Source organism: Salinicola aestuarinus (genome assembly GCF_003206645.1).
In the GTDB taxonomy this organism is placed as follows: Bacteria; Pseudomonadota; Gammaproteobacteria; order Pseudomonadales; family Halomonadaceae; genus Salinicola; species Salinicola aestuarinus.
In genome coordinates, this window is record NZ_PZJP01000007.1 from 94364 (window position 1) to 120222 (window position 25859).

The window sequence follows — 25859 nt, forward strand, 5'->3', positions numbered from 1 at the left end:
ATCTTCCCCACAAACGACAACGAGCGGCCAATTGGCCGCTCGTCGCGTTCTGCAGTGGGGGATCGCCCCCGATCGATCTACTTCGCTTTGGGCTCGGAACGCAGGCCCTGCACGATGGCATAGCAGGCTGCCAGCAATACCACAGTAAACGGCAGACCGGTGGTGATCACCGCCGCCTGCAGCGCCGTGAGGCCGCCGCCGAGCAGCAGAGCAATGGCGATCGCGCCTTCGATCAGCGCCCAGAATACGCGCTGGGGTTTCGGCGAGTCGACCTTGCCGCCGGCCGTGATGGCGTCGATGACCAACGAGCCGGAGTCCGAGGAGGTGATGAAGAACACCATGACCAGGATGATGCCGACAAACGAGGTGATCGCCGACAGCGGCAGTTGACCCAGCATCGTGAAGAGCTGCAGCTCCAGCGCAGCATCCTGCACGCCTTCGAATCCCTGGTTGACCAGCTGGTTGATCGCCGTGTCACCGAAGGCCGTCATCCAGATCACCGAGACGACGGTCGGGACGATCAGTACCGCGATCAGGAACTCCCGGACGGTACGACCGCGGCTAACGCGCGCGATGAACATACCCACGAACGGGGACCAGGAGATCCACCAAGCCCAGTAGAACGCGGTCCAACCGTGCATGAAGTTGGTGTCTTCGCGCCCGAACGGGTTGGAGAGCGCCGGCAGGTTCTTGAGATAGGAGAGCATGTTCTCGACAAAGCCCGTGGCGATCAGCAGTGTCGGTCCGACGATGATCACGAAGATCAGCAGCAGGAACGCGAGCCCCATGTTGAGCTGCGACAGTCGCTGCACGCCCTTGTCGACACCCAGCATGACCGACAGCAGCGCCACCAGCGTGATACCAATGATCAGCAGCACCATGGTCACGTTGTTGTTGGGCACATCAAAGAGGAAGTTCAGACCCGCAGCGGCCTGGGAAGCGCCGAGACCGAGTGAGGTCGCAAGCCCGAACAGCGTCGCGAACACCGCCAGGATGTCGATGACGTGGCCCGGCCAGCCCCAGATACGCTCACCCAGGATCGGGTAGAAGATCGACCGCATGGTCAGCGGCAGACCTTTGTTGAACGAGAACAGAGCGAGTGACAGCGCGACGACCGCGTAGATGCCCCAGGGATGCAGACCCCAGTGGAAGATGGTGGAGGCCATCGCCAGCGACTGGGAGGCCGCCTCATTACCTTGCGCCCCGCCGAGCGGTGCCCAGGAATCGCCGGAGACCGACGTCCCGAAATGGGTGATCGGCTCGGAAACGCCGTAGAACATCAGGCCGATACCCATGCCCGCTGCGAACAGCATCGCAAACCAGCCGGCGTAACCGAAATCCGGTTTGGCGTCGGCGCCCCCTAGCCGCACCTTGCCCAGCGGGGTAAAGATGAGGCCGATGGCCAGAACCACGAAGATGTTTGCGGCGAGCAGGAACAGCCAGCTCAGGTTGTCGGTCAGGAAGCTCTTGGCGCCGTTGAAGATCGGCGCCATCTGATCCGGTAACGCCAACGTCACGATGACGAAGAACAGGATCAGCAGCGACGAGATCGAGAAGACCTTGCCGTGCAGATCGACATCGAAGCCGAATTTGTTGGTCTGAATGTTGTCTTGACCGATTACGTAATCGGTGTCGATGAGGTTGGATGCACCTTCGGGGGCCGGTACGCCCTCCTGTGGCGCGTCCGGCTGATTATTAGCGTCGTCTTGAGCCACTAGCCGTCTCCATTGTTTGAATATACGCGATGAAAAGCGCGCTCGTGCACGTATTGACGTTCCCTTGCGCCCGACCTGCGAGTTCCGCTTTGTCGGGAATCCGCCTGATAGTCTGGCGGATCGTCTGGAACACGCAAGTTTTCCCATTATCCTGAATCTAGCTCCGGCTTCCAACCGGCGCTGCCGCGAACGGGTACGTCGCTGACGCTTTACGTCTCAGCCTTTGGCAGGGGTTTGCCCTCCGACCAAGGTAAGGGTCAACGTCTTCCACCGAACGCCGTATATTGAAACGATCGTTTGATTCTGCCCGGAGGGTGTATGGCCGCTTATCGTTCCCCGCTTGCCGATCTACGTTTCGTTCGCGATGAGGTACTCGATGCTGAGAGTGAGTGGCAGTCGCTGGCGCTGCCCGCCGAGATCGACGCCTCACTGGCCGAGGCGGTCCTGGAGGAGGGGGCGCGCATCGTCGAAGCCGAGCTGCTGGTGCTGAATGCCACGGGAGATGCCGAAGGGTGTCGCCTGGTCGATGGCGAGGTATTCACGCCGGCCGGGTTCAAGGCGGCTTTCCGCGCGCTTGCCGACGGTGGGTGGTGCGGGCTGGCCGGCAGCCCCGCCTACGGTGGGCAGGGAATGCCCAAGCTTCTGACCCTCGCCTTCGACGAAATGCTCTACGCCACCAATGCGAGCTTCGCGCTGTATCTGACGCTCAACAACGGCGCGGCACTGCTGCTCGAGCAGTACGCCGACGAAGCGACCAAGGCGTGCTACCTGCCGCGACTCTACGCCGGTGAGTGGCTTGGCACGATGTGTTTGACCGAACCGCACTGTGGCACGGATCTTGGACTGATTCGCACTCGTGCGGTGCCGGATGGCGAGGGAGGGTACGCCCTCACCGGCAGCAAGATCTGGATCACCGGTGGCGATCACGACCTGACTGATAACATCGCGCATTTGGTGCTCGCCAAACTGCCTGATGCGCCCGAGGGCTCGCGCGGCATCTCTCTGTTTTTGGTCCCCAAGCGTCGCGTGGGCACGGATGGCACGCTGGGTGACGCGAACGGCGTCGTCTGCGGTGGGCTCGAGCACAAGATGGGGATCAAGGGCAGTGCCACTTGCGTCATGCACTTCGAGGGCGCGAGGGGGACGCTGATCGGCGAACCGCATCAGGGGCTCGCAACCATGTTCACGATGATGAACTACGAGCGTCTTTCCATCGGCGTGCAGGGGCTGGGGCTCGGTGAGATCGCCTATCAGAGCGCGATCGCTTTTGCGCAAGAGCGCCTGCAGAGTCGTGCCCCGGGTGGCGCGGTCGCCTCAGATCGCCCGGCGGACCCGATCCTCGTCCACCCCGATGTGCGGCGCATGGCGCTCGACGTTCGCGCCTGGAACGAGGGCGCGCGGCTTTTCGCCGGTTTTGTCGGTCGCGAGCTCGATCGCGCGCGCTATCACCCAGACGAGCGATGCCGAAGCGATGCCGAGGCAACGGTCGCGCTGCTGACGCCCGTGGCCAAGGCGTTCATCAGCGATCGCGGCTTCGACGCCACGGTCATCGCCCAGCAGCTCTATGGCGGCAACGGCTACTGCGTGGAGTGGGGGGCAGAGCAGTACGTGCGCGACGCGCGCATCGCGATGATCTATGAGGGGACCAACGGCATCCAGGCGATGGATCTTGTCGGTCGCAAGCTGGCGCGCAACGGCGGCGCCTTCGTCGAGCAGCTCATCGCTCGCATCCGTTCAGAGCTCGGCCAGCATGCTGATGCCGCCTACAGCGAGGCAGTGGAGCGCGAACTTCAACGACTCGAACGCGCAACCGTGATGCTGCTCGCTCAGGCGCAGGAAGATGTCAACGCGCTGGGCGCGGCCGCCCACGACTATCTCGAGCTGGTCGGGTTCACGGTCTACGCCTGGCTCTGGTGGCGTGCGGGAAGAGTCGCCGCCGAAGCGCTCGCCCGGGGCGGCGACGCTAGCGAACGGTTTTACCGCGACAAGCTGATCGTCGCGCGGTATTTCTTCGTGCGGCAGCTACCGCGCAGCGAATCCCTCGAGCGTCAGCTCATGGCGGGGCCCGAGGGGCTCATGGCGCTGGATCTGGAGGGATTCTGATCCAAAGCGAGAGTTGCTGATCGAGTGACCCAGAGCCGCCAGATATGGATTACGCCCACTCGACCCTCACCGACGCCCAGGGCAGTAAGGCCGCTTTCGCGGCCTTGCTGCGTGGCGAGTCTGACCTGCCAGCACCTTGGCTAGTTGAGATTGCCGACCCGGCGATAGCCGGCGTTGATGAAGCAGTAGCCGCCGTAGGCGATCAGGCCAACAGCGACGAAGCCGAGTATCCAGTCGCCGAAGGGCTGCTTGGCAAGCATGTCGAGTACGCCGCCCAAGCCTTGAACGCGGCTTGGCGACAGCTGCCAGGCGGCGATGCCGATGAGGATGCCGATAATGACGAACGTGACGCCACGCGCGGCGAGACCGAGTCGCGCAATTCCCTCGAGCAGCGGCAGCGGGGGATTGGGGCGCTTGTCCAGATGCCAGTTCTTGCGATAGGCACGCGTCCAGGCGCGGTAGAGCTGATGAACGCCGACAGCGATAAAGGCCAGCCCGATTGCTGCCAGAACCCAGCGGCCGCCGGGGATCCCGAGCAGCGTCTGCGTGCGCTCACTGTTGCTGCTGCCCTGGGAGCTGGAAAAGGAATTGAATACCAGGGTCGTACATTTCCAGGCGAGACCGGTGTAGATCAGGCCACTGATCGCGAAGCCGGCGCGGGCGGCCCAGCCTTTTACGTCGTTGCCTTTCTCTTCCGTATCGAAAAATGCCTGGGCCAGACGCCATAGCACGTAGGCGACGAGCCCGATCCCCAGCAGCACCAGCAGGACACTGCCGAACGGCCAGGTGGCGATTTTCTGTATGACTTCGCTGGTGCCACTCTCGCTGCCGCCCAGGCCGATAGTGGTCAGTAGCGCCAGCCAGCCAATGGCAAAATAGATGATGCCTTTGGCGACGTAGCCCGCCGATGCGGTGCGGCTCAACCAGTCGCGGAGAGAGTCGGGTTGGGATGACATACTTATCCTTCTTGGCCTGAAAAGGGCAGCGTTGGGTCACTTTGCGTGAGCGTTGTGATGCAAGCGTAGTGTAAGACTCGTGATCCAGCCCGGACGGATCACGAGCCGAAGGGATCACGCGCTCACGGGTGGTCGGGTCTCGCCCCATGTTGCGGTATCCTGTCGCGCGGCGCACGGTGCGCGATGGCTTCTACCGTTTTCTGGACTCTGCAATGAAACACTTTGTGGTACATCCAACATCCCGCCGCGGCTGGCTGGTGACGCTGGCATTCGCGTTGCTCGTAATGGCAGGCATCTGGCCAGTCGTCGCCTTGTTCAACCGGGATGACCTGTGGTTTGGCCTGCCCCCCATCGCGATCCTGACCTACGCCATCGTCGTTGGCTGCTGGGTCACGATGCTCGTGGCCAATCGTTTGCTGGTCGGGGGCGAGCGCGATGTCTAGCTGGATTCCACTGGCCATTACCCTTGGCTACATCGCCGTGGCGTTGATCATTGGCATCAGTGCCCGACGTGGGCACGTCATGGATAGCCTGGAAGAGTGGGGCGTGGCGGGGCGCAGCATGGGCCCCGTGACCCTCTATCTGCTCATCGCTGCCGGCAGCATCAGCGCCTATACCTTCATGGGCGCCCCCGGCTGGGCCTACTCGAAGGGCGTGGCGGTCTTCTACGTGGTGATCTACCTCGCCTATCTGGCGCTGGTCGCCTGGTACTGCGGACCCAAGGTCTGGGCTTTCGGCCAGCGCTTCGGCCATGTGACGCAGGGGGCGGCGATTGCGGATCGCTACCAGAGCCCGCTGCTTGGCGGGCTTGCGGCGCTGATCATGTCGATCGGCTCACTCGCCTATGCCGTGCTGCAGACCATTGGCTCCGCTTACATCCTGTCGGTCATGAGTGCCGGGCGGATTCCGGTCTGGCTCGGCGTGGTGGTGGTGCTGAGTGCCATCGCGCTCTATCTCTTCGTCAGCGGTCAGCGTGCCATTGGCGTGACCAACGCCTTTCAGGGCGTCCTCATGCTGGCGGTGGCGTGGGCCGTTGGGCTCTGGGCCGCCCGTGAGGCGACCGGTGAGATCGGTTTCGCCGGGGTGTTCGAGCGCCTGGCGAGTGAGCGTCCCGAATTCCTGACCCTGCCGGGTGCCGTTGGCGATATGGGCTTTGCGTTCTGGACGACGTCGATCATCGTGTCGATGTTCTCGTTCATGCCACCGGTGTGGAGCCAGTGGATGAGTGCGCGCTCGGCGTCGACGATCCGGCGCAGCGCGACCTGGCTACCGACGTATTACATCGTGGTACTGCCGATGGTCGTGGTCGGGTTCATCGGCATCTTGGCGCTACCCGCACTTTCACGCGCTGACACGGTGGCACTCACGTATGCGCTCGACCACATGCCGAGCTGGCTGGTGGGGCTGCTTGGGGCAGGCACACTGGCGGCGGCGATGTCCTCCTGCGAGCCGTTTCTGCACTCCATCGCCATGGCCTATGCTCGCGATGTGGCGCAGCCTCTTTTCCGATTGAGTGACGCGACCACGGGGAGACTGGCAAGACGACTGCTGATACCTGTCATGGCGTTGATCGTGGCGCCGGTGGCGATCACCGAGCCCAGCAACCTGGTGATGATCCTGCTAGTGGGGCTCGGATTTGCGACGCAGGTGCTGCCGGCGTTCATCGGTATGTTCCTGTGGACTCGGGCATCCACGCCGGGCGTTCTGGCCGGCATCCTGAGCGGATTTTGCGTCACGCTCGCCTTCACGCTGGTCTGGCCCAACCCGCTGGGCGTGCACGCCGGCTTCTGGGGGCTGATGGTGAATCTACCGCTGTTCATTGCCGTGTCGCTGGCGACTCGGCCGGTTCGTGACGACGTCGTCGAGCGATTCTTCGCCATCAGCGCCCCGGGTCGTCTGTTGCGTGCTAGTGAGAATGCCGCCTGAGAGTGGGCCGCCTGAGAGGGGAACGCTTGTCGGCGCGGAAACGTGAGCGCCGACAGAAGGGGCTGGAGCGCCAGCGAGACTCAACGGCTGACAGAGCATTCACACGGGGTTGGCGGCCAGCACCTGGCGCAGGAAATGTTGCGTGCGCGCGTCCTGGGGGCGGGTAAAGAGTTCGCTGGGTGGGCCCTGCTCGACGATCTCGCCGCCATCCATGTAGATCACGCGATCGGCAACGTCACGCGCGAACTGCATTTCATGCGTGACGACGATCATGGTCTGGTTGTCGGCGGCAAGCTGCTTCATCAGGCCAAGCACTTCTTCAACCCACTGCGGATCGAGCGACGACGTCGGCTCGTCGAAAAGAATGACATCGGCATTCCTCGCCATCGCGCGGCCGATCCCTATGCGCTGCTGCTGTCCGCCGGAAAGCGAGGCGGGGTAGGCATCAGCCTTGTCCGCCAGGCCGATGCGCTCCAGTATCTCGCGGGCACGGGCATACGCCCTGGCCTTGGGCTGGCGATCGACGACGATCAATCCCTCGGCGATGTTTTCCAGCGCGGTCTTGTTGTAGAACAGGGCGTAGTTCTGGAAGACAAAGGCGGTGCGACGCCGCAGCGCCAGGATCTGCTCACGAGTCACGCGCGAGATGTCGAACGAGAGGTCTCCGACGCGTATCTGGCCACCGTCCGGCTGTTCCAGGAAGTTGATGCAACGCAGTAGCGTCGACTTGCCGGTGCCGGAGGGGCCAACCACGACGATGATTTCGCCGCGTGCGAGTGTCAGGTCAATACCGGAAAAAACCGTGTGCTCGCCGAAGCGTTTACGCAGTCCGCGAATGTCGATCATCGCTGATAAGCCCGATTGAGCCGTCTTTCTAGCCATTTCTGAACCCACGAAAGTCCCTCCACCACGATCCAGTAGATTACCGCGACGACCAGAAACGCCTCGAAGTAGAGAAAGCTGCCCGCGGCTTCTTTCTGCGTCGCGCCCATCAGTTCGGTGACGCCGAGTGTGAAGGCAAGCGACGTCGACTTGATCATGTCGATGAAATAATTCATCAGCGTCGGCGTCGCCACTCGCGTCGCCTGAGGCAGCACGATGCGCCGCATCAACTGCCCCTGCGTCATGCCGATCGACTGGGCGGCTTCTACCTGACTGCGATCGATGCCGACGATGGCGGCACGAATCGACTCGGCCATATAGGCCGCGAAGTGCAGCGTCAGCCCGAGAATGGCCGCGGTCACCCCATTGATCGACACCAGAAACGTGAGCACCTGTGGCAAGCCGTAATAAAACAGGAAAAGCTGAACCAGTAGTGGGGTGCCGCGGAAAAACGAGATAAAGAGCAGCGCCAGGGCGTTGAGGACCGGTACGCGAGTCACTCGAACGACGGCCAGCAGGCAGGCGAGTATCAGCGCGCAGACCATACCGGCCGCCGCCATTTCGAGCGTCAGCGGTAGATAGCTGAGGAGCACTGGGACCAGGCTCAGCATGTAGTCAAAGTCGAGTGAGTGCATATCGAGTGCGGCCTCGTCTCATGGCGCGAACGCGGTAAAAATGTCAGCCATCATCGACGACGAAGCCCATGACACCTCGCGGCGCCATGGGCTCGTGGTCGAGACGGCTCAGCGTTGCGTGATGTCGCTACCGAACCACTTCTGGGAGATTTCGGCCAGCTCGCCGTGCTCACGCAGCACGTCCAGTGCGTCGTCGACTCGATCGCGCAGAGCGCGTCCCGCTTCGTCGTCGCGGAACGGGTAGGCGTTCTCGATCCCGGAGAAAGGCTGGCCGGCGAGCTCCAGCGGCAGTGGTTTGTCCTTGATCACCTGTGAGGCGCTGACGCGATCCATGACGAAAGCGTCGGCACGCCCGAGCGCGACATCCTGCTCGACATTGGACTCGTAAGTCTTGATGTCGATCTCATCGGCGTAAGGCAGTTCTTCCAGCAGCGCCTCGTAATTGGACCCCAGGTTCACCGCGACGGTCTTGCCCTTGAGATCCTCGACACCGGCAATCTCATCATTGCCCTTGCGCTTGACCACCTGCGCGCCATCGTAGACATAAGGCTCGCTGAAGACGTACTTCTCCTGGCGGTCCGGCGTGATGGTGATCTGGTTGGCGATGGTATCGATCCGCTGCGAGTCGAGCATGCCCGCCAGGCCTGAGAAGCTCGCTGTCACGAAGGTTACGTCATCACCGGTAATGTCACCGATCGCGTTCATCAGATCGACTTCAAAACCTTTCAGCTCGTCATGCTCGACGTAGGTAAAAGGATAGTACCCGCCGGACATGCCGACTCTGAGCGTGTCAGCGCTGGCGGCCGACGCTGATAGCGAAGCCACCCCCATAGCCGTCGCGGCGATACCGAGACGAAGCGCTGTCGGTAGGGTCGATAACAGCTTGATCATGACGAGCCTCCTCTGAACGAGTGAACAGCGAGCATCCCCGCACGCCGTCTGAAACGGCAAAAGCATAGCGTAAAAAAGCCGTGAGTAATAAAAGAAAAATTTTATATGCTTTTTTGTTTGGACTAATGACGTCGACTTCCGGTGGCGGGCTCAACCATTGCCGCCGCTGCAGCGTGACACTTTTCTTGGGGGCTGCTGACACGACTCGCCGAATGGCGTCGTCGTACCGCGCTACGAGGCCGCATCACCTGTACAGGGTTTTGTGGCCTGTACTGTATTGATATAACATCTGCGACGCTGCACTCATGGGGGCCACCGCATGGACGTGACCAAGGGAAGCGCCAGTGCTGGTTAGCGGTAGAGGCCAGGGAAGAGTCCCAGACTCGGGAACATTGAGAGGAGCGGAGCACTACGAACGATCGCTGATAGAAGGGTGCTACTGCTCTCTGAGTCGCAGGAGAACGTGGTTGCTTGAGTGGGGCGGCGGCCCCCCGCCGTCTTGCTATCCCCAGGATTCAACTCTTGTCGAAGTTCGAGCCGCCAGATCGACGCGGAATGATTTCATCGCTTGACCCTTCGACAAGTATTGTATAGCTTTTACTGCGTAGGCTGACTCGCCGGCTTCATGGAAGGAGCAAGGAACGAAAGGCGACTCGGAACCGTGATCAGGGATGATCGCCAAGCGCCGCATCACCAGGAAAGTGATAGCGGGGCTTAAACGCACAGTGCCGCATGCCAGGAGGGTCAGGAAGACTCGAAACAGGACAGGATGTCCGGGCAGTAGCGGCTCTCTCGAGGCGGGCCATCTCTATGGCCCGCCTTTTTGTTGTCTAAACTGTGGGTGGCAGGTTCGATGGCCGGGAGCGACTTACCTGGCGGACAGACACATCGAATCCCGCCTGACGAAATCCTCGGCATCCTGATGGAGTCAGGATGCTGGATCGCATCGGGGCGACCCGGTGTCGAAGGGCTTCTAGGCGACAGCGTCCGTATTCGTCTAGATAGGCTCGCTTTAAGGTACCGCGTTTAAAGCGGTGCCCCGTACATCAGATACAAAAGGAACTTGCCATGAGAAAGGGTATTGCAGCCGTCACCGCCACGACCTTCATGCTGCTGATGGGGGGAGCGGGCTTTGCACAGGCTCAGTCCAGCGACGGCGCAGGCAACATGAATGAAAGTGCCGGCCACAGCGACGCCATGAATGATGCGCTGGACTCCAACACGGAATCGATGAGCACCGGCTCTGGCGTTACCGGCGAGTCGACCATGTCCGACGCGGGTAACATGGGCGACAATGCCGGCCAGAGTGACGCGACCGAAGAGTCGCTGGAAGCCGTCGAATCCGAAACTGACGAGAAGACCAACATCGAGAACAGCGAAGAGCTCGACGAGCTGAACGCTGACGGCCAGAGCGATGCCGCAGGTGAAGCGCTCCAAAGCCAGTAACGGCTCGACCCACGAGTCTGAAGAGGCGCCTCTACGGCGCCTTTTTTATGTCTGTCACTTTCGACGTTGACGTCGATCGGTGCTTTTCCCTGTTTACATTAAGACACAAATGCATGGCGGGAAGTTCACCTGGATCAAATTATCTCATGGGTAAAAGGTTCACTGTGGACGGGCATTGCCAGGGAGGCATGGCGACGGAGGGAGATCGCCGGCAAGGAAGCGAGTCGCAGGACGCGACTGACCGTTCAGGGACGCGCGGTGCAGGGAGCCACATCGGAGAAAGGACGCAGGACGCGTCGCTCGAAGATTTGGTGCTGCAGGAAGCCGCGACAGGCATAGGGAGAGTGCCGCAGGAAGCGACAGGCTACTGAGCAAGGATGCGCTCCGTAGTCGAAAGCACAGGGAAGTTCGGCAGGACGCCGTGAAGTGACAGCAAGGAGAGCAGCGCTGTCGAGGGTTCGTCATGCGGCCCCTCTTCTCGCTGTGCTGTTCGAGTCGCCATCCCGGCGGCTTTGGCTCGGCTGGCCTACGCCACCGATCCATCCGATTGACTTCCCGTTTCGCCAACGTACAATGGCCGCGCACTTCACTCGCGGATGTGGTGGAATTGGTAGACACGCTAGATTTAGGTTCTAGTGCCGATAGGCGTGGGAGTTCGAGTCTCCCCATCCGCACCAGCTTGATTCACGAGGCTTTTCGGCCTTCGATGACCCCCTCCAGATGTGCCACTCGATTTCCCGTGTGACCAGATTGTGACGCACTCCCCATTCGGTTTACCGCCTCGCGGACCCGGTGCGGCGAGAGGTGCGCGTATCGCTGTGTCATCACGATCTTGGCGTTCTCTAGTCTGTCTTTTACCACCCTCGGTGGTACCCCATCGTCGACTAGCCAAGACGCTGACGGCGTGCGCAGGTCGCTGGCCGTAAGTCCTGGATCTCTATCGCCTCGCATAATGTCGCAAACCGGTTCTGGATGTCGCTGATCTGTCTGTTCCGAGCCGTCATGACGTTGAAATGATGATCGACGCGGTAGCGTCCGCATCGAGACCTGGCGCTCGGCGAGACTCGACTCCTCCTTCAAGTGCCACCTCAAGCTGCCGATCTTTTATCAGGACGAGATGGCCACCCCTCCGCAAGCCCTATGCGGCGTGGCTGGCAGCGACGGCGAGGGCGTGATGGATTTCCTTGGCAGGCGTATCGGTAGACGGGTGCTGCAGCTGGGTCAGCGCTTCGGCGACAGTGTGCGACAAGCACTGCCGGGCTACTGCGCATTCTGTCTGACGCCAGTGGGTGGCAGTCAGCCGTGGTGTGCGTCCTGCTACGCGGCGCTGCCTTGGAACCGTCATGCCTGTCGGCGCTGCGGCGAGCCGATGCCGGCGTCGACAGTGACCGCTGTCGACTGTGGGCGCTGTCTGAAGTCGCCGCCGGCGTTTGATGCGTCTCTGGTTCCACTGCGTTACGAATCCCACCTGACTCAATTGATCCATCGATTCAAGTTCTCGGCTGACCCGCGTGCCGGGGAGATTCTGGTGAGACTGCTGGCAAGCGCGTATCACTTCGAGGCGTCGTCATCGTTCGGGATGTCCTTCAACGAAGCGCCGCGTGTCGCCTCCCCGGTCATTGTCGGCGTTCCCGGGCAGCGGGCAAGAACCCGAGAGCGCGGCTTCGATCACGTCGGCTGGCTCACCCAGCGGCTGGCGGGCCGGTTGCAGCTCCCTGTATGTCACGCCATCCGGCAGCGCGAGACGCCGACGCAACGCGGGCTCGATCGGCGTGAGCGTCAACGCAACGTCAAGGCGGCTTTCGTCATGGAGCAAGAATTGCCGAATGTGGTCGTGGTGCTCGACGATGTCATGACCACGGGTGCGACACTCCATTCGCTGGCGGTTGCGTGTCACTCCGCGGGGGCCAAGCGAGTCGTGGGTGTGGCGTGCGCGCGTACGCCATCCGGGCGGATCTGATAGCATCGGCCGCCCATTCCGATCGTGTCAGCCCGAGGTTCACATGAGCGCCAAAACCCCGCACCCCTTCGACACGCTGACGCCTCAGCGTGTTGTCGAGTCCATCGAGTCGCTGGGATTGTGGCTGCCAGGAGAGCCGTTCGCCCTGAATAGCTATGAAAACCGCGTTTACTCGGTCACCGACGACGATCGGCGCCGGTGGGTGGCGAAGTTCTACCGCCCGGGACGCTGGAGCGATGCACAGATTCTCGAAGAGCACGCCTTCCTCGCGGAATTGGGGAGTGCCGGCGTGCCCGCAGGGCAAGTGTGGTCTGACTCTCAGGGCCGCACGCTGCATGAAGTCGACGGCTTTCGCTTCTCGCTGTTCACACACGTTCCGGGGCAGGCGCCTGAGCTTGACAAGCCGGAGCATCTCTTTGCCCTGGGCAGCCTGATCGGGCGTATTCATGCTGTCGGCCGCGAGCGGCCTTTTGCGCATCGCCTGGTATTCGACATTCCGGCCATGGTCGCTGAGAGTCGCGAGCGCGTGCTAGCCGCACCGTGGCTGAGCACACGCCAGCGCGCCGCCTACGAGCGAATTCTCGATGCGCTGCTACCCCTCATGGCGCAAAGCGCATGGCCGGCCAGTGCACTACAGCGGGTGCAAGGCGACTGCCATCTGGGCAACATGCTCGGTCGTGACGACGACTTTGCGCTGGTCGATTTCGACGACTGCGCCATGGCGCCGGCGATTCAGGATCTCTGGATGTTGTTGACCGCGCAGACGCCCGAGGAGTGGCAGATGCAGCTATCAGAAGTGATCGAAGGCTACGAGGAGTCGCTCGAATTCGACCGCCGAGAGCTTGAGTGGATCGAGACGCTGCGGACGTTGCGTCTGATTCGCCACACCGCCTGGCTGACCGCGCGCTGGGACGATCCCGCCTTTCCCCGAGCCTTCCCCTATGTGGCCGAGTCAGGGTACTGGGACCAGCACCTTCGCACGCTGGAGCAGCAGCGTCTGGCGCTGGACTCGCCGCGCTGGCTTGCCTGACGGCGAACGCGCCAACACAGCCAGGTCGCCCTCGCTCCTTGAAGAGCCACAGGGCATCAGTCGTGGGCGATAACGTAAGACGATGGGGCTTCAATGGCGGATCGGATCGTGAATCGATAGTGACCGGGCGCGAGTTTCGCTAGAATCCCCGCCACTCTAGATCGGCTGGATGCCGGCAACGTCTGGCGCCAGCCTCGGCAGCGATTCGACAGGGCAGCGACATGACCGATCAACTGGCAGGCCACTACCGCGGTATTCTCGAGAAGTTGGGTGAAGACCCCGACCGGGAAGGCCTGCGCAACACCCCCGAGCGCGCCGCCAAGGCAATGCAGTTCCTGACCCAGGGCTACTCGCAGTCGCTGGAGGCGCTGGTCAACGGCGCCGTCTTCGCCTCGGACACCGACGAGATGGTGGTGGTCAAGGACATCGAAATGTACTCGATGTGCGAGCACCACGTGCTGCCGTTCATCGGCAAGTGCCACATCGCCTATCTTCCCCAGGGCAAGGTGCTCGGCCTCTCCAAGTTCGCGCGGATCGTCGACATGTACGCCCGCCGCCTGCAGATCCAGGAGAACCTCACGCGAGAGATCGCTGAAGCGGTGATGCAGGTGACCGGCGCTCGCGGCGTGGGTGTCATCGTCGAGGCGCAGCACATGTGCATGATGATGCGCGGCGTCGAGAAGCAGAACTCCAGCATGAAGACCTCGGTCATGCTTGGCAGTTTCCGCAAGAATCAGACGACGCGTCAGGAGTTCCTGATGCTGGTCAACAATCGCTGAGTGATCTCTGCCTGGCCGTCGAACAATCGATGAGCTTGGGCGAGTCAATCCACTGACAGTCAACGAGAGGTGCCGCGATGGATGGTCGACTCGAGGCGTTCGACGATGACGCCCAGGCTGGCGAGGTGAGCGCAGGCGATGGCACCCGCTATGCATTCGATCTCTCTCAGTGGCGGGGTCGCGGTCTGCCTCGGGTCGGCAGTGCGGTGCGTTTCGACGTGCGCGAAGGCCGCGCCGCCCAGGTTTTTGACCGGCCCGAGGCGCAGCGGCGCGCCGCGTCAACCCGTGACACGACCGGCAAGACCCGGCGCAAACAGCTCTCCCATTGGGCGCTGGCGGCCTTCGTGGTGGCTCTGGTCGGCTTTAGCGCCGGTCGCTATGCCCCGGTAATCGAAGTCGGAGCGCTGGTGCTGGCCTGGGTTGCCTTACGCCAGGTTCATCGCGCCCCGGAGCGGCTTCGGGGCACCACGCTCGCCGCCGTCGCCATCGTCATTGCGGTCGGGGTGGCTCTCTGGTCGCAGTGGCCGTAACCCTTCGGTCACAAGATTCTCACTGCAAGGCGCGCCCACGCCGCCTCGAGCGTCGTGCACATCGACCTGCCAAGCGCCAACGGGCACCCCTGGAGGCGTTTGCGACTGGCGCCGCCTCGGCGAACGCGCCATCCTGTGGGGGAATTCGCTGTCTCCGCCTTCTTTCGTCGACGCGACACCCTACGGGGCGTCCATACGCTTCGGTTATCGCCGTCGGCCTGGCGGCACGAAGGGGAGCAGTAGCGCTTCGGCCGGCCGGCTTCAAGCCGCGCCGGCCTGAACATTTAAGGAAGGAGTGAATCATGCAGCCCGTCAACGAGAGCGCGCTTTTTCGACCCTACGCCTACATCGACGGATACTGGGTCGCCGCCGACAGCGGCGAGCAGATCGACGTCGACAATCCCGCCACTGGCGAGATCCTCGGGCGCATGCCCAAGCTCGGCCGCGCCGAGACCGACCGCGCCATCGATGCCGCCGAGGCAGCACTTCCCGGCTGGCGCAAGCATACCGCGCAGGAACGGGCCGATATCCTGATGAAGTGGTATGAGCTGATGCTGGAGCACAAGGACGAGCTGGCCGCCATCATGACCGCGGAGCAGGGCAAGCCGGTCAAGGAAGCCGCCGGCGAGATCGTCTACGCCGCGAGCTTCATGCGCTGGTTCGCGGAAGAAGCCCGGCGGATCTATGGGGACACCATCCCCGCCGCCAGTAACAACCAGCGAATCGTCGTGACCAAGCAGCCGGTGGGCGTGGTCGGGGCGATCACGCCCTGGAACTTCCCGTCGTCGATGATCACACGCAAGGCCGCCGCCGCTCTGGCTGCGGGCTGCACCATCGTGATCAAACCGGCGAGCCAGACGCCGTTCTCGGCGACCGCGCTGGCGGCGCTAGCCGAGAAAGCGGGCGTGCCGCGGGGCGTGTTCAATGTCGTCCCCGGCAAGGCGAGCGACATCGCCAAGGCGATGACCGAGTCGCCGGTGGTTCGCAAGGTGACGTTTACCGGCTCGACCGAGGTCGGCAGCACGCTGATGGCGAACGCCGCTCAGCATATCCAGAAGATCTCACTGGAGCTCGGCGGCAACGCGCCGTTCCTGGTCTTCGAAGACGCCGACCTCGACGCAGCGGTCGATGGCGCCATCGCCTCCAAGTTCCGCAATGCTGGACAGACCTGTGTCTGCACCAATCGCTTTCTGGTGCAGTCGAGTGTCATCAACGCCTTCAGCGAGAAGCTCGCCGCCGCCATGAACAGCGAACTCAAGGTGGGTAGCGGCTTCGAGGAGGGCGTCAACGTGGGCCCGCTGATCGACGAGGATGCGGTGGCCAAGGTCAGCGATCACGTCAGGGATGCGACCGACAAGGGAGCCCAGCTGCTCCTGGGTGGCCACGAGCATTCGCTGGGTGGCCGTTTCTTCTCCCCGACACTGGTCAGTCACGCGACCCCCGAGATGAAGGTGGCCAGCGAGGAGACCTTCGGTCCGCTGGCGGCGGTCTTCCCGTTCGAAACGGAAGAGGAGGGCGTGCGCATGGCCAACGACACCCAGTTTGGCCTGGCCTCCTACTTCTACTCCCGCGATCTCGGGAGGGTCTGGCGAGTCGCCGAAGCGCTGGAGTACGGCATGGTAGGCATCAACACCGGCCTGATCTCCAACGCCAGTGCCCCCTTCGGTGGCGTCAAGGCGTCCGGCCTCGGGCGCGAAGGGTCCAAATATGGTCTCGACGAGTATCTGGAGATCAAGTATCTCTGCATCGATCTGGGAACCGACGCGGGCTGAACCTCGTGCCGGCTGGCGCGCTCTACTCGAACGCGCCAGCCTGCGAGCCCAGTGGCATCGGTGCCAAACCAAAAAAAACCGCGACGGTGTCGCGGTTTTTTGTGGCGAGAGCGGACTGGCGACGCGGCTTAGTGCCGGAAGTGGCGCATGCCGGTAAACACCATGGCGATGCCCGCCTCATTGGCGGCAGCGATCACCTCGTCGTCGCGCATCGAGCCCCCCGGTTGAATGACGGCAGTGATGCCGGCGGCCGCGGCGTTGTCGAGCCCGTCGCGGAAGGGGAAGAAAGCGTCCGATGCCATCACGGAGCCGGCAACTTCCAGTCCGGCGTGCTCGGCCTTGATGCCGGCAATGCGAGAGGCGTTGATCCGGCTCATCTGACCGGCGCCGACGCCGACCGTCTGGCGTCCGCTGGCATAGACGATGGCATTGGACTTGACGAACTTGGCGACTTTCCAGGCGAAGACCAGATCGTGCAGTTCGCGCTCGCTCGGGGCGCGCTGGGTCACCACCTTGAGGTCGTCGGCATCGATCATTCCGGTGTCTCGGCTCTGCACCAGCAGGCCGCCGTTGACGCGCTTGTAGTCCCAGCCTTCGCCGGTACGCGCGGGAAGTTCACCGCAGGCAAGCAGACGAACATTGGTCTTGCTGGCGACGGCATCACGGGCTGCCTGAGAGATGCTTGGCGCGATGATCACCTCGACGAACTGCCGGGAAACAATCGCCTGAGCGGTCTCGCCGTCGAGTTCTCGGTTGAAGGCGATGATGCCGCCGAAAGCCGACTCGCTGTCGGTGGCAAACGCCAGTTCGTAGGCCTGGCGAATACCGCCCTCGTCATCCGGCACGACCGCCACGCCACACGGGTTGGCGTGCTTGACGATCACGCAGGCGGGCTTGGAGAAAGACTTGACGCACTCCAGCGCGGCGTCCGTATCGGCCACGTTGTTGTAAGACAGCGCCTTGCCCTGGAGCTGTGTGGCACTGGAGATGCTGGCCTCGGTGTGCCCCGGCTCGACATAGAACGCCGCTTTCTGGTGCGGGTTCTCGCCGTAGCGCATGCCCTGTTTCTTGCTGAACTGCATCGACAGGGTGCGCGGGAAGTTCGTTTCACCTTCACCGACACGCTGACCGAAGTAGTTGGCAATGGCCGCATCGTAGGCGGCGGTGTGCTCGAACGCCTTGATCGCCAGGTCGAAACGCGTCGAGTGGCTCACGGCGCCTTCATGGCTGGCCATGTCCTTGAGCACTCGCGAGTAGTCGCCGGCGGCGACGACGATCGTGGTGTAGGCGTGATTCTTGGCGCAGGAGCGAACCATCGTCGGCCCGCCGATATCGATGTTCTCGATCGCCTCCTCGAGGGTGCAGTCCGGCTTTGCCACGGTCTGCTCGAACGGGTAGAGGTTGACCACCACCATGTCGATGGGCGCGATGTCATGCTCGGCCATGACCGCGTCGTCTTCGCCGCGTCGTCCGAGGATGCCGCCGTGGATTTTCGGATGGAGTGTCTTCACCCGGCCATCCATGATTTCCGGAAAGCCGGTATGTGCGGAGACTTCCGTGACCGCGACGCCGTTTTCCTGCAGGAGCCGATAGGTGCCGCCGGTCGAGAGCAGCTCGACCCCGCGGTCGGTGAGTTCACGGGCGAAGTCGACCACGCCGGTCTTGTCGGAGACGCTGAGCAGCGCGCGGCGAATCGGGCGGGAAGCGGAGGAGGATTGGGTCATGCCAGAGCACTCTTGTCGATGAATCGAACTGTGGTGAAATCGAGGGACCGCTGTCGTTGACGGTGTTGAGTTGCTGGCGTCGAGCGGGTCGACGCGGCTAGCAGGACGATGTATCGCGAGCGACGCGAATTCACGGAGCCGTCGAACGGGTCTGGCGTGACGGCGGCTGTCGCGATGGCCTGGTCAGATCAGATCGTACTGCTTGAGTTTCTTGCGCAGGGTGCCCCGGTTGAGGCCAAGAAGCTCGGCTGCGCGGGTCTGGTTGCCCTCGACGTGGCGCATGACCACCTCGAGCAGCGGCGCTTCCACCTCTGCCAGGACCATGGGGTAAAGGTGCGTGACGGATTCGCCCTCGAGGTGGGCGAAGTAGCGCTCCATGACGTGCTCGACGCATTCGCGCAGCGTGCCCTGCGAGGCGCTGGGAGAGATCTGGAGCGATTGTCCATCGGTGGACGAAGCGTCGCCGAGGGGGAGAGGCTGCCGGCTGTTCATGCTGCGTGAGTTCCGTTACCGATCGTGGCGACATCGCCGCGAAAGAGTTCGTGGAGAAAGTCGAATTGCGCGCGGGCCTCGTCGAGGCGATTGAAGCGGGCGCGATGTTCGCGGGAGGCGTCGTTCGCGCCGAGATACCAGCCAACGTGCTTGCGCGCGACGCGGACGCCCAGGTAGTCGCCGTAGTGCTCGTGCAGGGCCTGGAGGTGGCGGCACATGGTGCCTTCGACCTCCGCTGCGGTGGGCGGCGCGATCGTCGAACCGGTGCGCAGGTAGTGGTCGATCTCACGAAAGAGCCAAGGGTTGCCCTGGGCGCCACGACCGACCATCACGGCATCGGCACCGGTGTAGGCGAGTACCGCTGCCGCCTTGGCGGGGGAGGTGATGTCGCCGTTGGCGAAGACCGGCATCGACACCGTCTGTTTGATGGCGGCGATGGTGTCGTACTCGGCGTCGCCGCTATAGCGCTGCTGCCGGGTCCGGCCGTGCACCGCCAGGGCGGCGATCCCGGCCTGCTCCGCCATCGTCGCGATACGCAGGGCATTACGGCTGTCGTCGCACCAGCCGGTGCGAATCTTCAGCGTGACCGGGATGTCGACCGCCGCCACGACCGACTCCAGGATCTCGCCGACCAGCGCCTCATCGCGCATCAGTGCCGAGCCCGCCGCCTTGTTGCAGACCTTCTTGGCGGGGCAGCCCATGTTGATGTCGATAATCTCGGCGCCGGCATCGGCGTTGAGCCGCGCAGCCTCGGCCAGCATCTGTGCGTCGCCGCCTGCGATCTGAACCGACCTCGGCCCCGGCTCGCCGCGGTGAATCCGGCGCAGCCGAGACTTGCGCGTGTTCCAGAGCCGACTGTCGGATGCGACCATCTCGGATACGACGAGACCCGCGCCCAGCTCGCGACAGAGCTGGCGGAAAGGGCGGTCGGTCACCCCCGCCATCGGTGCCAGAATCACGCGGTTGGGTAGCGTGTGAGGGCCGATTCGGGGCAACGGTACATCGCTATGCGATGACACGAGATCACGCATCGTCAAAGGGGCTCGGGCAAAACGGGGAAGCCATGATACCGAGGGCTCCTGTCGAGTTGAAGCGATGTTTCATCGCACAAGACCTTGGGACGAGGCCACGGGGCCTCGTCGATCAGGCGGTGACGTCACTCAACCGCTGGCCGGTCAGTAGCATCCAGCCCTCTTTTGCCCGGGGTTCGTCCATCACCAACCCTTGCGCCCGGTAGGCATCGAGTACGCTTTCGGCCTGCGCCTCGAGGATGCCGGAAAGCGCCAGCCGCCCCCCGGGGGCGACCCGGCCGGCGATATCGGCGGCCAGCTCGATCAGTGGGCCGGCGAGGATGTTGGCGACGACCACCGGGTAAGCGCCGCGCCCCAGTCGCTCGGGATAGTCGAGAATCAGGCGGGTGTCGTCGAGCGCGTTGCGCTCGGCGTTGTCGCGACTCGCCTGCAGCGCCTGGGGGTCGATGTCGACGCCAACCGCGGTGTCGGCACCGAGCTTGAGCGCGGCGATGGCGAGGATACCCGAGCCGCAGCCGTAATCGAGAATGTGAGTCTGTTCGAGTCTCTGGGCGTCGAGCCAGTTGAGGCAGAGTGCTGTGGTCGGGTGCGTGCCGGTGCCAAAGGCGAGCCCGGGATCGAGTACCAGATTGACCGCGTCAGGCTCGGGGGCGGTGTGCCAGCTCGGCACGATCCAGAGTCGCTCGCCCATCCGCAGCGGTTCGAAGCCATCCATCCACTCCCGCTCCCAGTCGCGGTCGGCGAGCAGCTCGTAGTCGATCGCCGGCGCGGGTTCTTCCGGGAGTTCGGCGGCCCAGGCGCGCTGCACCCGTTCGATCATCGCCTCTACCGCGTTGAGATCGTCGTAGAGCCCGGTCAGAACGGTTTCGCGCCAGAGCGGCGTGCTGCCCCGGTCCGGTTCGAATACCGGGTCGTCGTGGGCGTCCATCAGAGTGATGGCACTGGCGCCCTCGGCGAGCAGCAGTTCTTCTAGCCTCTCGGCCTGTTCCGGGGCGATGTGCGCCTTGAGTTGTAGCCACGCCATGGCGACTCTCCGCTAGTCGGTGAAAGGAAAACGCTCGTCGGCCGGCCCAACGAAAACGGGGCGAACGCCTCGTGGAGGGTCCGCCCCGTGCCGGTCGCTGGGCCGTCAGCTCAGGCCAAGCTTCTTCTCGAGGTAGTGAATATTGACGCCACCTTTCTGGAATGCGCGATCGCGCACCAGATCCTTCTGCATGTCGGTGTTGGTCTTGATTCCCTCGACCAGCAGCTCGTCGAGCGCGTTGCGCATGCGCACCAGCGCGATCTCACGATCCGCCCCCCAGGTGATCAGCTTGCCGATCAGGGAGTCGTAGTAGGGCGGCACGCTGTAGCCGGTGTAGATATGCGAATCCATACGCACACCGAGGCCACCCGGGGGATGGTAGAGGTCGATCTTGCCCGGCGACGGCATGAAGGTGCGCGCATCCTCGGCATTGATCCGACACTCGAAGGCGTGGCCCTTGAGATGCACGTCGGACTGCTGGATCGACAGCGGCAGGCCAGAGGCGATTCGCAGCTGTTCCTTGACGATATCGACGCCGGTGACCATCTCGGTGACGGGATGCTCGACCTGCACGCGCGTGTTCATCTCGATGAAAAAGAACTCGCCGTTCTCGTAGAGAAACTCGAACGTACCGGCACCGCGGTAGTTGATCTCGACGCAGGCGTCGGTACACGCCTTGAGTACCTGGGCGCGCGCGTCCGGATCGAGCTGCGGGGCCGGCGCCTCCTCGAGAACCTTCTGATGGCGGCGCTGCAGCGAGCAGTCGCGGTCGTAAAGGTGCACCGCATTGCCCTGGCCGTCAGCGAGAACCTGGACCTCCACGTGACGCGGATTCTCCAGGAACTTCTCCATGTAGACCGTGCCATCGCCGAAAGCCGAGGCGGCCTCCGAGCGGGTGATGCTGGCAGCCTTGGCCACCTCGTCGTCGTTACGCACCACGCGCATGCCGCGGCCACCGCCGCCGGCAGCCGCCTTGATGATCACCGGGTAACCGATACGCGCCGCGATGCGGCGGATCTCGGCATCGTCATCCGGCAGCGGCCCGTCGGAGCCTGGCACCGTCGGAACGCCGGCTTCCTTCATCGCGTTGATCGCGCTGACCTTGTCACCCATCAGGCGAATGGTCTCGGCGCGTGGGCCAACGAAGACAAAGCCGGAGCGCTCGACCTGCTCGGCGAAGTTGGCGTTCTCGGAGAGAAAGCCGTAGCCGGGGTGGATGGCACTGGAGTCCGTGACCTCGGCGGCACTGATCAGTGCCGGGATGTTCAGATAGGACTGCGTGGAGGAGGCCGGTCCGATGCAGACGGCCTCGTCGGCGAGACGCACGTGCATCAGCTCGCGATCTGCCTTGGAGTGGACCGCCACCGTCTTGATCCCGAGCTCCTTGCAGGCGCGCAGGACGCGAAGGGCGATCTCGCCACGATTGGCGATGAGTACCTTGTCCAACATGATGGTGTGCCTGTGTGGTCTCAGTTGATGATGATCATCGGCTGGTCGAACTCGACCGGCTCGCCATCCTCGACCAGGATCGCCTCGATGACGCCGTCTTTATCGGCCTCGATCTGGTTCATCATCTTCATCGCTTCGACGATGCAGACGGTGTCGCCTTTCTTGATGCTCTGCCCGACCTCGACGAACGCCTTGGCACCCGGTGCCGGCGAACGGTAGAAGGTACCGACCATTGGCGAGGTCACTGCGTGACCCGCCGGCTGAACCGGTGCCGGTTCGGCGGGGTCAGGGGCTGAAGTCTGCTGCGGCGCCGCGGAGTTCGGCGCGGCCTGCGGCATGGACTGCGGCATCATCATCGGCTGCTGCGCGGCGCCAAATCCTGCCGGGTGGCGGCTGATGCGAACGGACTCTTCACCTTCCTGAATCTCGATTTCGCTGATGTTCGACTCTTCGAGCAGTTCGATGAGTTTCTTGACCTTGCGTATATCCATGACGATCTCTCGCAGTTGAATGAGGTATGAATTGACTTCGAATACAGGTCGAACGTCCGTGGCTAGCGCCGGTTCAACTCAGCGCTGGCGGCGTCGAAAGCGAGCGTGTAGCTATCGGCACCGAAGCCGGCGATGACGCCACGGGCGACGTCGGTGAAGTAAGAGTGCTGACGAAACGGCTCGCGGGCGTGCACGTTGGAAAGGTGCAGTTCGATGAAAGGGATGGCGACACCGGTCAGCGCATCGCGCAGCGCGACGCTGGTATGCGTGAACGCGGCCGGATTGATCAGAATGAAGTCGATGCCCTCGAGGCGGGCGCGATGGACGCGCTCGACCAGCTCGTGCTCGGCATTGGACTGGAGCCACTCGAGCTCGTGACCGGCGGCCCTAGCCCGCTGCGTCAGCGACGACTGAATGTCGTCGAGTGTCGTGGTGCCGTAGACCTCAGGCTCGCGGGTGCCGAGCAAATTAAGGTTGGGACCGTTGAGAACCAGTAGTCTCGCCATAACTGTCCTGAGTTGTTAACCCGTCGTCGGCGTGCCTAGATGGCATCACTTTGCTGCAAAATGGCGCCACCAGCGTGCTGTTTTCGTCGCGATGGAAGTTTGCCGAAAAATAATGAGAGTGTCCACCTCGTTGCTCGAACGACGTTCGTAAACGCAGCCGGCGGCCCTGCATCGGCGCGCAAGGCATCCACGCATCGTCGCCGCGTCCCACTAGCCGGCGTTCGCCACCGCCGTCAGGTGGTCGGCGAGGGCGGAGGCACCGACCTCGCCCTGGATGCGGGCGTCGCGAAGCTCCTGGCCATCGACGAAGAACAGCAGCCCCGGGGGGCCGAAGAGGTCGTAACGGGAGAGCAGCGCACGACTGGCATCGCTGTCCGCGGTCACATCGGCGCGCACCAGCGTAAAGCCGGCCAACTGATCGGCAACCTCGGGGGCCGGGAAGACACGGCGTTCCATCACCTGGCACGAGATACACCAGTCGGCGCTGACATCGACCATGACCGGCCGGCCGTCGTCGCTCGCCGAGCGCAGGGCATGGTCGAGCTGTGCGGGGGTGGTCACGGTCTCGAAAGCCAGTTCGTGGCCTGCGGCGTTTGACGGCCCGGCGCTGGAGGCGAGCGGGCGTAGCGGGTCCTGATTGCCCTGAGCCCCGCCCCAGACCAGGGCCACGCCCCAGGCAAGTGCCAACCAGCCCAGCGTCTGGCGAACTCTGGGCCAGCCGTTGGGCGTCCGCGTGTCGAGCGCGCCGAGCGCCATGGCGACCCCCAGCGAGAGCACACCCCACAGCACCAGCGCTGCGGCAGCCGGCACCAGCCGCGCCACCAGCCAGATCGCGATGGCCAGCAGGGCCACGCCGAAGAGCGTCTTGATGCCATTCATCCAGGCACCGGCGCGTGGCAGCCAGTGCGCGCCGAAGCCGCCCACCAGCACCAGCGGCAACCCCATGCCGAGGGCCAGTGCCAGCAGTGCCAGCGCACCGCCGAGGGTGTCGCCGGTGGTCGATATAAACACCAGCGCGCCGGCCAGTGGCGCCGAGATGCAGGGTGAGACGACCAGCACGGAGAGCGCGCCGGTGAGCGCGAGCCCGCCCGGCCCGCTGCGGGTCAACCGTGCCTGCCAGTCACCGATGCGCTGGCCGAGCGAGCGCGGCAGCCGCAGGTCGAAGGCCCCGAACATGGCGGCGGCGAAGAGCCCGAACAACAGCGCCAGCGGCACCAGGATCCAGGGCGACTGCAGCCGCGCCTGCAGATTGAACGAGGCGCCGAACAGGCCCATCAGCGTCCCCAGCGCGGTGAAGGTCACCGCCATGCCGGTCACGTAGCTCAGAGAGAGCGTCAGCGCCCGCGCCCGGCTCGCATTCTGGCCAACGATGATCGACGCCAGAATCGGCATCATGGGTAGCACACAGGGCGTTAGCGTCAGCCCGACACCGGCGAGGAAGAAAAGTCCGAGGGTGACGAGGTCGATGCCCCCGCTCAACAGCGACTCGAAGCGCACGCTGGAGGCGGCGAAGCTGGGTTTTGGCTGCGATTCCCACGCCGCTGCGCCGCTGCCCGCCGGGGCTGCATGGTCGACGCGCGGCGCTGCCGTGTGCGAGGCCGTCCGTGAGGTTGTCGTCTGTGAGGCCGTCGTCGATGCCTCGCCGGAAACGCCCGTAGAGGGCGACGCCAGGCCGGCATGGCGGCCGGACCCGAACGGGTCGTCCGCGATGGCCGGGTGGGCGATCGGGTCCGCCTGTGGCGTTTTTGTCACCGCACCGGCCGCTGAACCATCGCCCGGGTCCAGCGATGAGGTGTCACCCAGCGGTGACGCCTGCGCCTGACTGCTGGCGTCGGTGAATGCCGCGGGGGCGTCACCCTGGCGCGCCGTCAGTTGCCAGTGCTCGGGCGGATAGCAAAGCCCCGCCTCGGCGCAGCCCTGGAAAGAGAGAGTGAACGCGACGGCGTTGCTGTCCGTGGTGCCGACCGTTAGCGGGGCACTGATCACGACGTCGTCATGAAAGACGTGGACGTCGCCAAGATACGGGTCGTGTTTGAAGCTGCCTGGGGGCAGGTCCAGCGCGCCGATCGACGCCGGTGTGTCGACCGTCACGTCGAGTCGGTGGCGATAAAGATAGTAGCCCGGCTGGCTGCGCAGGCCGACGTAGAGCCGGCCATCGTGATGCCAGGCATAGGCCTGGAAGGCGCGGTCGACGGGCAGGAAGTCACCGCTACCGCGAGCGAAGCCCGTTTGCGCCGCGGGTTCGGCGCCGCTGACCACCGACATCTGCGCGACAGCGGGGGGCGTCAGGCAGCACAGCAGGAGGGTGAGGAGCAGAGAGAAAAAACGCGACATCCGTAAAGAGATCCAGGCGGTTCGAAAAGCCGGTGCGGCGCGCGGCACCGTCGGTGTCAAAGTGAGGGGGTAGCCGAGAACCCGGTAACGGGACACGGTTACGGAAGCCGTCGCGAGTCGGCGGCGTTCGTTGGAACGCATCGCGTCGAGAAAGTGCCGCGCCGCTCGCGCTATTCTACCCGA

The 25859-nt window shown here is 63.6% G+C and carries 22 protein-coding genes and 1 tRNA gene; 10 read left to right on the plus strand and 13 right to left on the minus strand.

Features of this window, described 5'->3' with window-relative positions; genetic code table 11:
- Positions 1-77: 77 nt before the first annotated feature.
- Positions 78-1715 carry a BCCT family transporter gene (locus DOM41_RS11700; RefSeq protein ID WP_110687048.1) on the minus strand — a complete coding sequence of 546 codons (1638 nt, stop codon included), beginning with the start codon at positions 1713-1715 and terminating at the stop codon, positions 78-80.
- Between the two features lie 318 nt (positions 1716-2033).
- Here DOM41_RS11700 and DOM41_RS11705 point away from each other — a divergent pair, with 318 nt between their 5' ends.
- Positions 2034-3818, plus strand: a complete 1785-nt coding sequence (locus DOM41_RS11705) for an acyl-CoA dehydrogenase C-terminal domain-containing protein (RefSeq protein ID WP_110687049.1) — start codon at positions 2034-2036, stop codon at positions 3816-3818.
- Positions 3819-3958: 140 nt separating this feature from the next.
- Here DOM41_RS11705 and DOM41_RS11710 read toward each other — a convergent pair whose 3' ends face one another.
- On the minus strand, positions 3959-4774 hold the full coding sequence (locus DOM41_RS11710; RefSeq protein ID WP_110687050.1) for a DUF1206 domain-containing protein: 816 nt from the start codon (positions 4772-4774) through the stop codon (positions 3959-3961).
- A gap of 146 nt (positions 4775-4920) precedes the next feature.
- Between DOM41_RS11710 and DOM41_RS11715 the strand changes: the two genes are divergently transcribed.
- Together DOM41_RS11715 and DOM41_RS11720 are read left to right on the plus strand one after the other, a co-directional pair.
- Positions 4921-5217, plus strand: coding sequence for a hypothetical protein (locus tag DOM41_RS11715; protein WP_157956926.1), 297 nt, complete (start codon positions 4921-4923; stop codon positions 5215-5217).
- Complete coding sequence (locus tag DOM41_RS11720) at positions 5210-6700, plus strand: sodium:solute symporter family protein (RefSeq protein ID WP_110687052.1); 1491 nt, start codon at positions 5210-5212, stop codon at positions 6698-6700. The genes DOM41_RS11715 and DOM41_RS11720 overlap by 8 nt, the downstream gene beginning before the upstream one ends.
- 99 nt (positions 6701-6799) lie before the next feature.
- On the opposite strand, the gene DOM41_RS11725 is transcribed toward DOM41_RS11720, so the two are convergent.
- From DOM41_RS11725 to DOM41_RS11735, 3 genes are all read right to left on the minus strand, one after another.
- On the minus strand, positions 6800-7546 hold the full coding sequence (locus tag DOM41_RS11725; RefSeq protein WP_110687053.1) for an amino acid ABC transporter ATP-binding protein: 747 nt from the start codon (positions 7544-7546) through the stop codon (positions 6800-6802).
- A complete protein-coding gene (locus tag DOM41_RS11730) occupies positions 7543-8217 on the minus strand; it encodes an amino acid ABC transporter permease (RefSeq protein ID WP_110687054.1) in 675 nt (224 codons plus the stop codon). Before DOM41_RS11730 ends, DOM41_RS11725 begins: the two co-directional genes overlap by 4 nt.
- A gap of 108 nt (positions 8218-8325) precedes the next feature.
- Complete coding sequence (locus DOM41_RS11735; protein ID WP_245391827.1) at positions 8326-9048, minus strand: amino acid ABC transporter substrate-binding protein; 723 nt, start codon at positions 9046-9048, stop codon at positions 8326-8328.
- Between the two features lie 1128 nt (positions 9049-10176).
- On the opposite strand from DOM41_RS11735, the gene DOM41_RS11740 reads away from it, so the two are divergent.
- The 7 genes from DOM41_RS11740 (at position 10177) to DOM41_RS11780 (ending at position 16625) form a co-directional block, all read left to right on the plus strand.
- Positions 10177-10554, plus strand: coding sequence for a hypothetical protein (locus tag DOM41_RS11740; RefSeq protein ID WP_110687056.1), 378 nt, complete (start codon positions 10177-10179; stop codon positions 10552-10554).
- 592 nt (positions 10555-11146) lie between these two features.
- A tRNA-Leu gene (locus DOM41_RS11750) sits at positions 11147-11231 on the plus strand.
- Between the two features lie 440 nt (positions 11232-11671).
- Positions 11672-12514, plus strand: coding sequence for a ComFC family protein (locus DOM41_RS11760; RefSeq protein WP_245391824.1), 843 nt, complete (start codon positions 11672-11674; stop codon positions 12512-12514).
- Positions 12515-12557: 43 nt separating this feature from the next.
- On the plus strand, positions 12558-13544 hold the full coding sequence (locus DOM41_RS11765; RefSeq protein ID WP_110687059.1) for a serine/threonine protein kinase: 987 nt from the start codon (positions 12558-12560) through the stop codon (positions 13542-13544).
- 221 nt (positions 13545-13765) lie between these two features.
- Positions 13766-14323 carry a GTP cyclohydrolase I FolE gene (gene folE / locus DOM41_RS11770; protein ID WP_110687060.1) on the plus strand — a complete coding sequence of 186 codons (558 nt, stop codon included), beginning with the start codon at positions 13766-13768 and terminating at the stop codon, positions 14321-14323.
- 77 nt (positions 14324-14400) lie between these two features.
- Positions 14401-14853, plus strand: a complete 453-nt coding sequence (locus tag DOM41_RS11775; protein ID WP_110687061.1) for a DUF4190 domain-containing protein — start codon at positions 14401-14403, stop codon at positions 14851-14853.
- A gap of 302 nt (positions 14854-15155) precedes the next feature.
- The gene (locus tag DOM41_RS11780; protein WP_110687062.1) at positions 15156-16625 is read left to right on the plus strand and encodes an NAD-dependent succinate-semialdehyde dehydrogenase; all 1470 of its coding nucleotides are present in this window, start codon (positions 15156-15158) and stop codon (positions 16623-16625) included.
- 128 nt (positions 16626-16753) lie between these two features.
- Here the strand turns inward: DOM41_RS11780 and purH are convergent, their stop codons facing one another.
- The 8 genes from purH to dsbD form a co-directional block, all read right to left on the minus strand.
- Entirely contained in the window at positions 16754-18349 is a 1596-nt protein-coding gene (gene purH / locus DOM41_RS11785; RefSeq protein WP_110687063.1) for a bifunctional phosphoribosylaminoimidazolecarboxamide formyltransferase/IMP cyclohydrolase, read from the minus strand.
- Between the two features lie 183 nt (positions 18350-18532).
- The gene (gene fis, locus DOM41_RS11790) at positions 18533-18841 is read right to left on the minus strand and encodes a DNA-binding transcriptional regulator Fis (protein ID WP_110687064.1); all 309 of its coding nucleotides are present in this window, start codon (positions 18839-18841) and stop codon (positions 18533-18535) included.
- Entirely contained in the window at positions 18838-19872 is a 1035-nt protein-coding gene (gene dusB, locus DOM41_RS11795) for a tRNA dihydrouridine synthase DusB (RefSeq protein ID WP_110687065.1), read from the minus strand. Before dusB ends, fis begins: the two co-directional genes overlap by 4 nt.
- Positions 19873-19984: 112 nt before the next feature.
- Positions 19985-20896: a 50S ribosomal protein L11 methyltransferase gene (gene prmA, locus DOM41_RS11800; protein ID WP_110687066.1), complete on the minus strand. Its 912-nt coding sequence runs from the start codon at positions 20894-20896 to the stop codon at positions 19985-19987.
- A gap of 105 nt (positions 20897-21001) precedes the next feature.
- Positions 21002-22345 carry an acetyl-CoA carboxylase biotin carboxylase subunit gene (gene accC / locus DOM41_RS11805; protein ID WP_110687067.1) on the minus strand — a complete coding sequence of 448 codons (1344 nt, stop codon included), beginning with the start codon at positions 22343-22345 and terminating at the stop codon, positions 21002-21004.
- Between the two features lie 20 nt (positions 22346-22365).
- Positions 22366-22836: an acetyl-CoA carboxylase biotin carboxyl carrier protein gene (gene accB / locus DOM41_RS11810; RefSeq protein ID WP_110687068.1), complete on the minus strand. Its 471-nt coding sequence runs from the start codon at positions 22834-22836 to the stop codon at positions 22366-22368.
- Positions 22837-22898: 62 nt separating this feature from the next.
- Positions 22899-23342 carry a type II 3-dehydroquinate dehydratase gene (gene aroQ, locus DOM41_RS11815; protein WP_110687069.1) on the minus strand — a complete coding sequence of 148 codons (444 nt, stop codon included), beginning with the start codon at positions 23340-23342 and terminating at the stop codon, positions 22899-22901.
- Positions 23343-23552: 210 nt separating this feature from the next.
- Entirely contained in the window at positions 23553-25676 is a 2124-nt protein-coding gene (gene dsbD, locus DOM41_RS11820) for a protein-disulfide reductase DsbD (RefSeq protein ID WP_188112399.1), read from the minus strand.
- Positions 25677-25859: the final 183 nt, after the last annotated feature.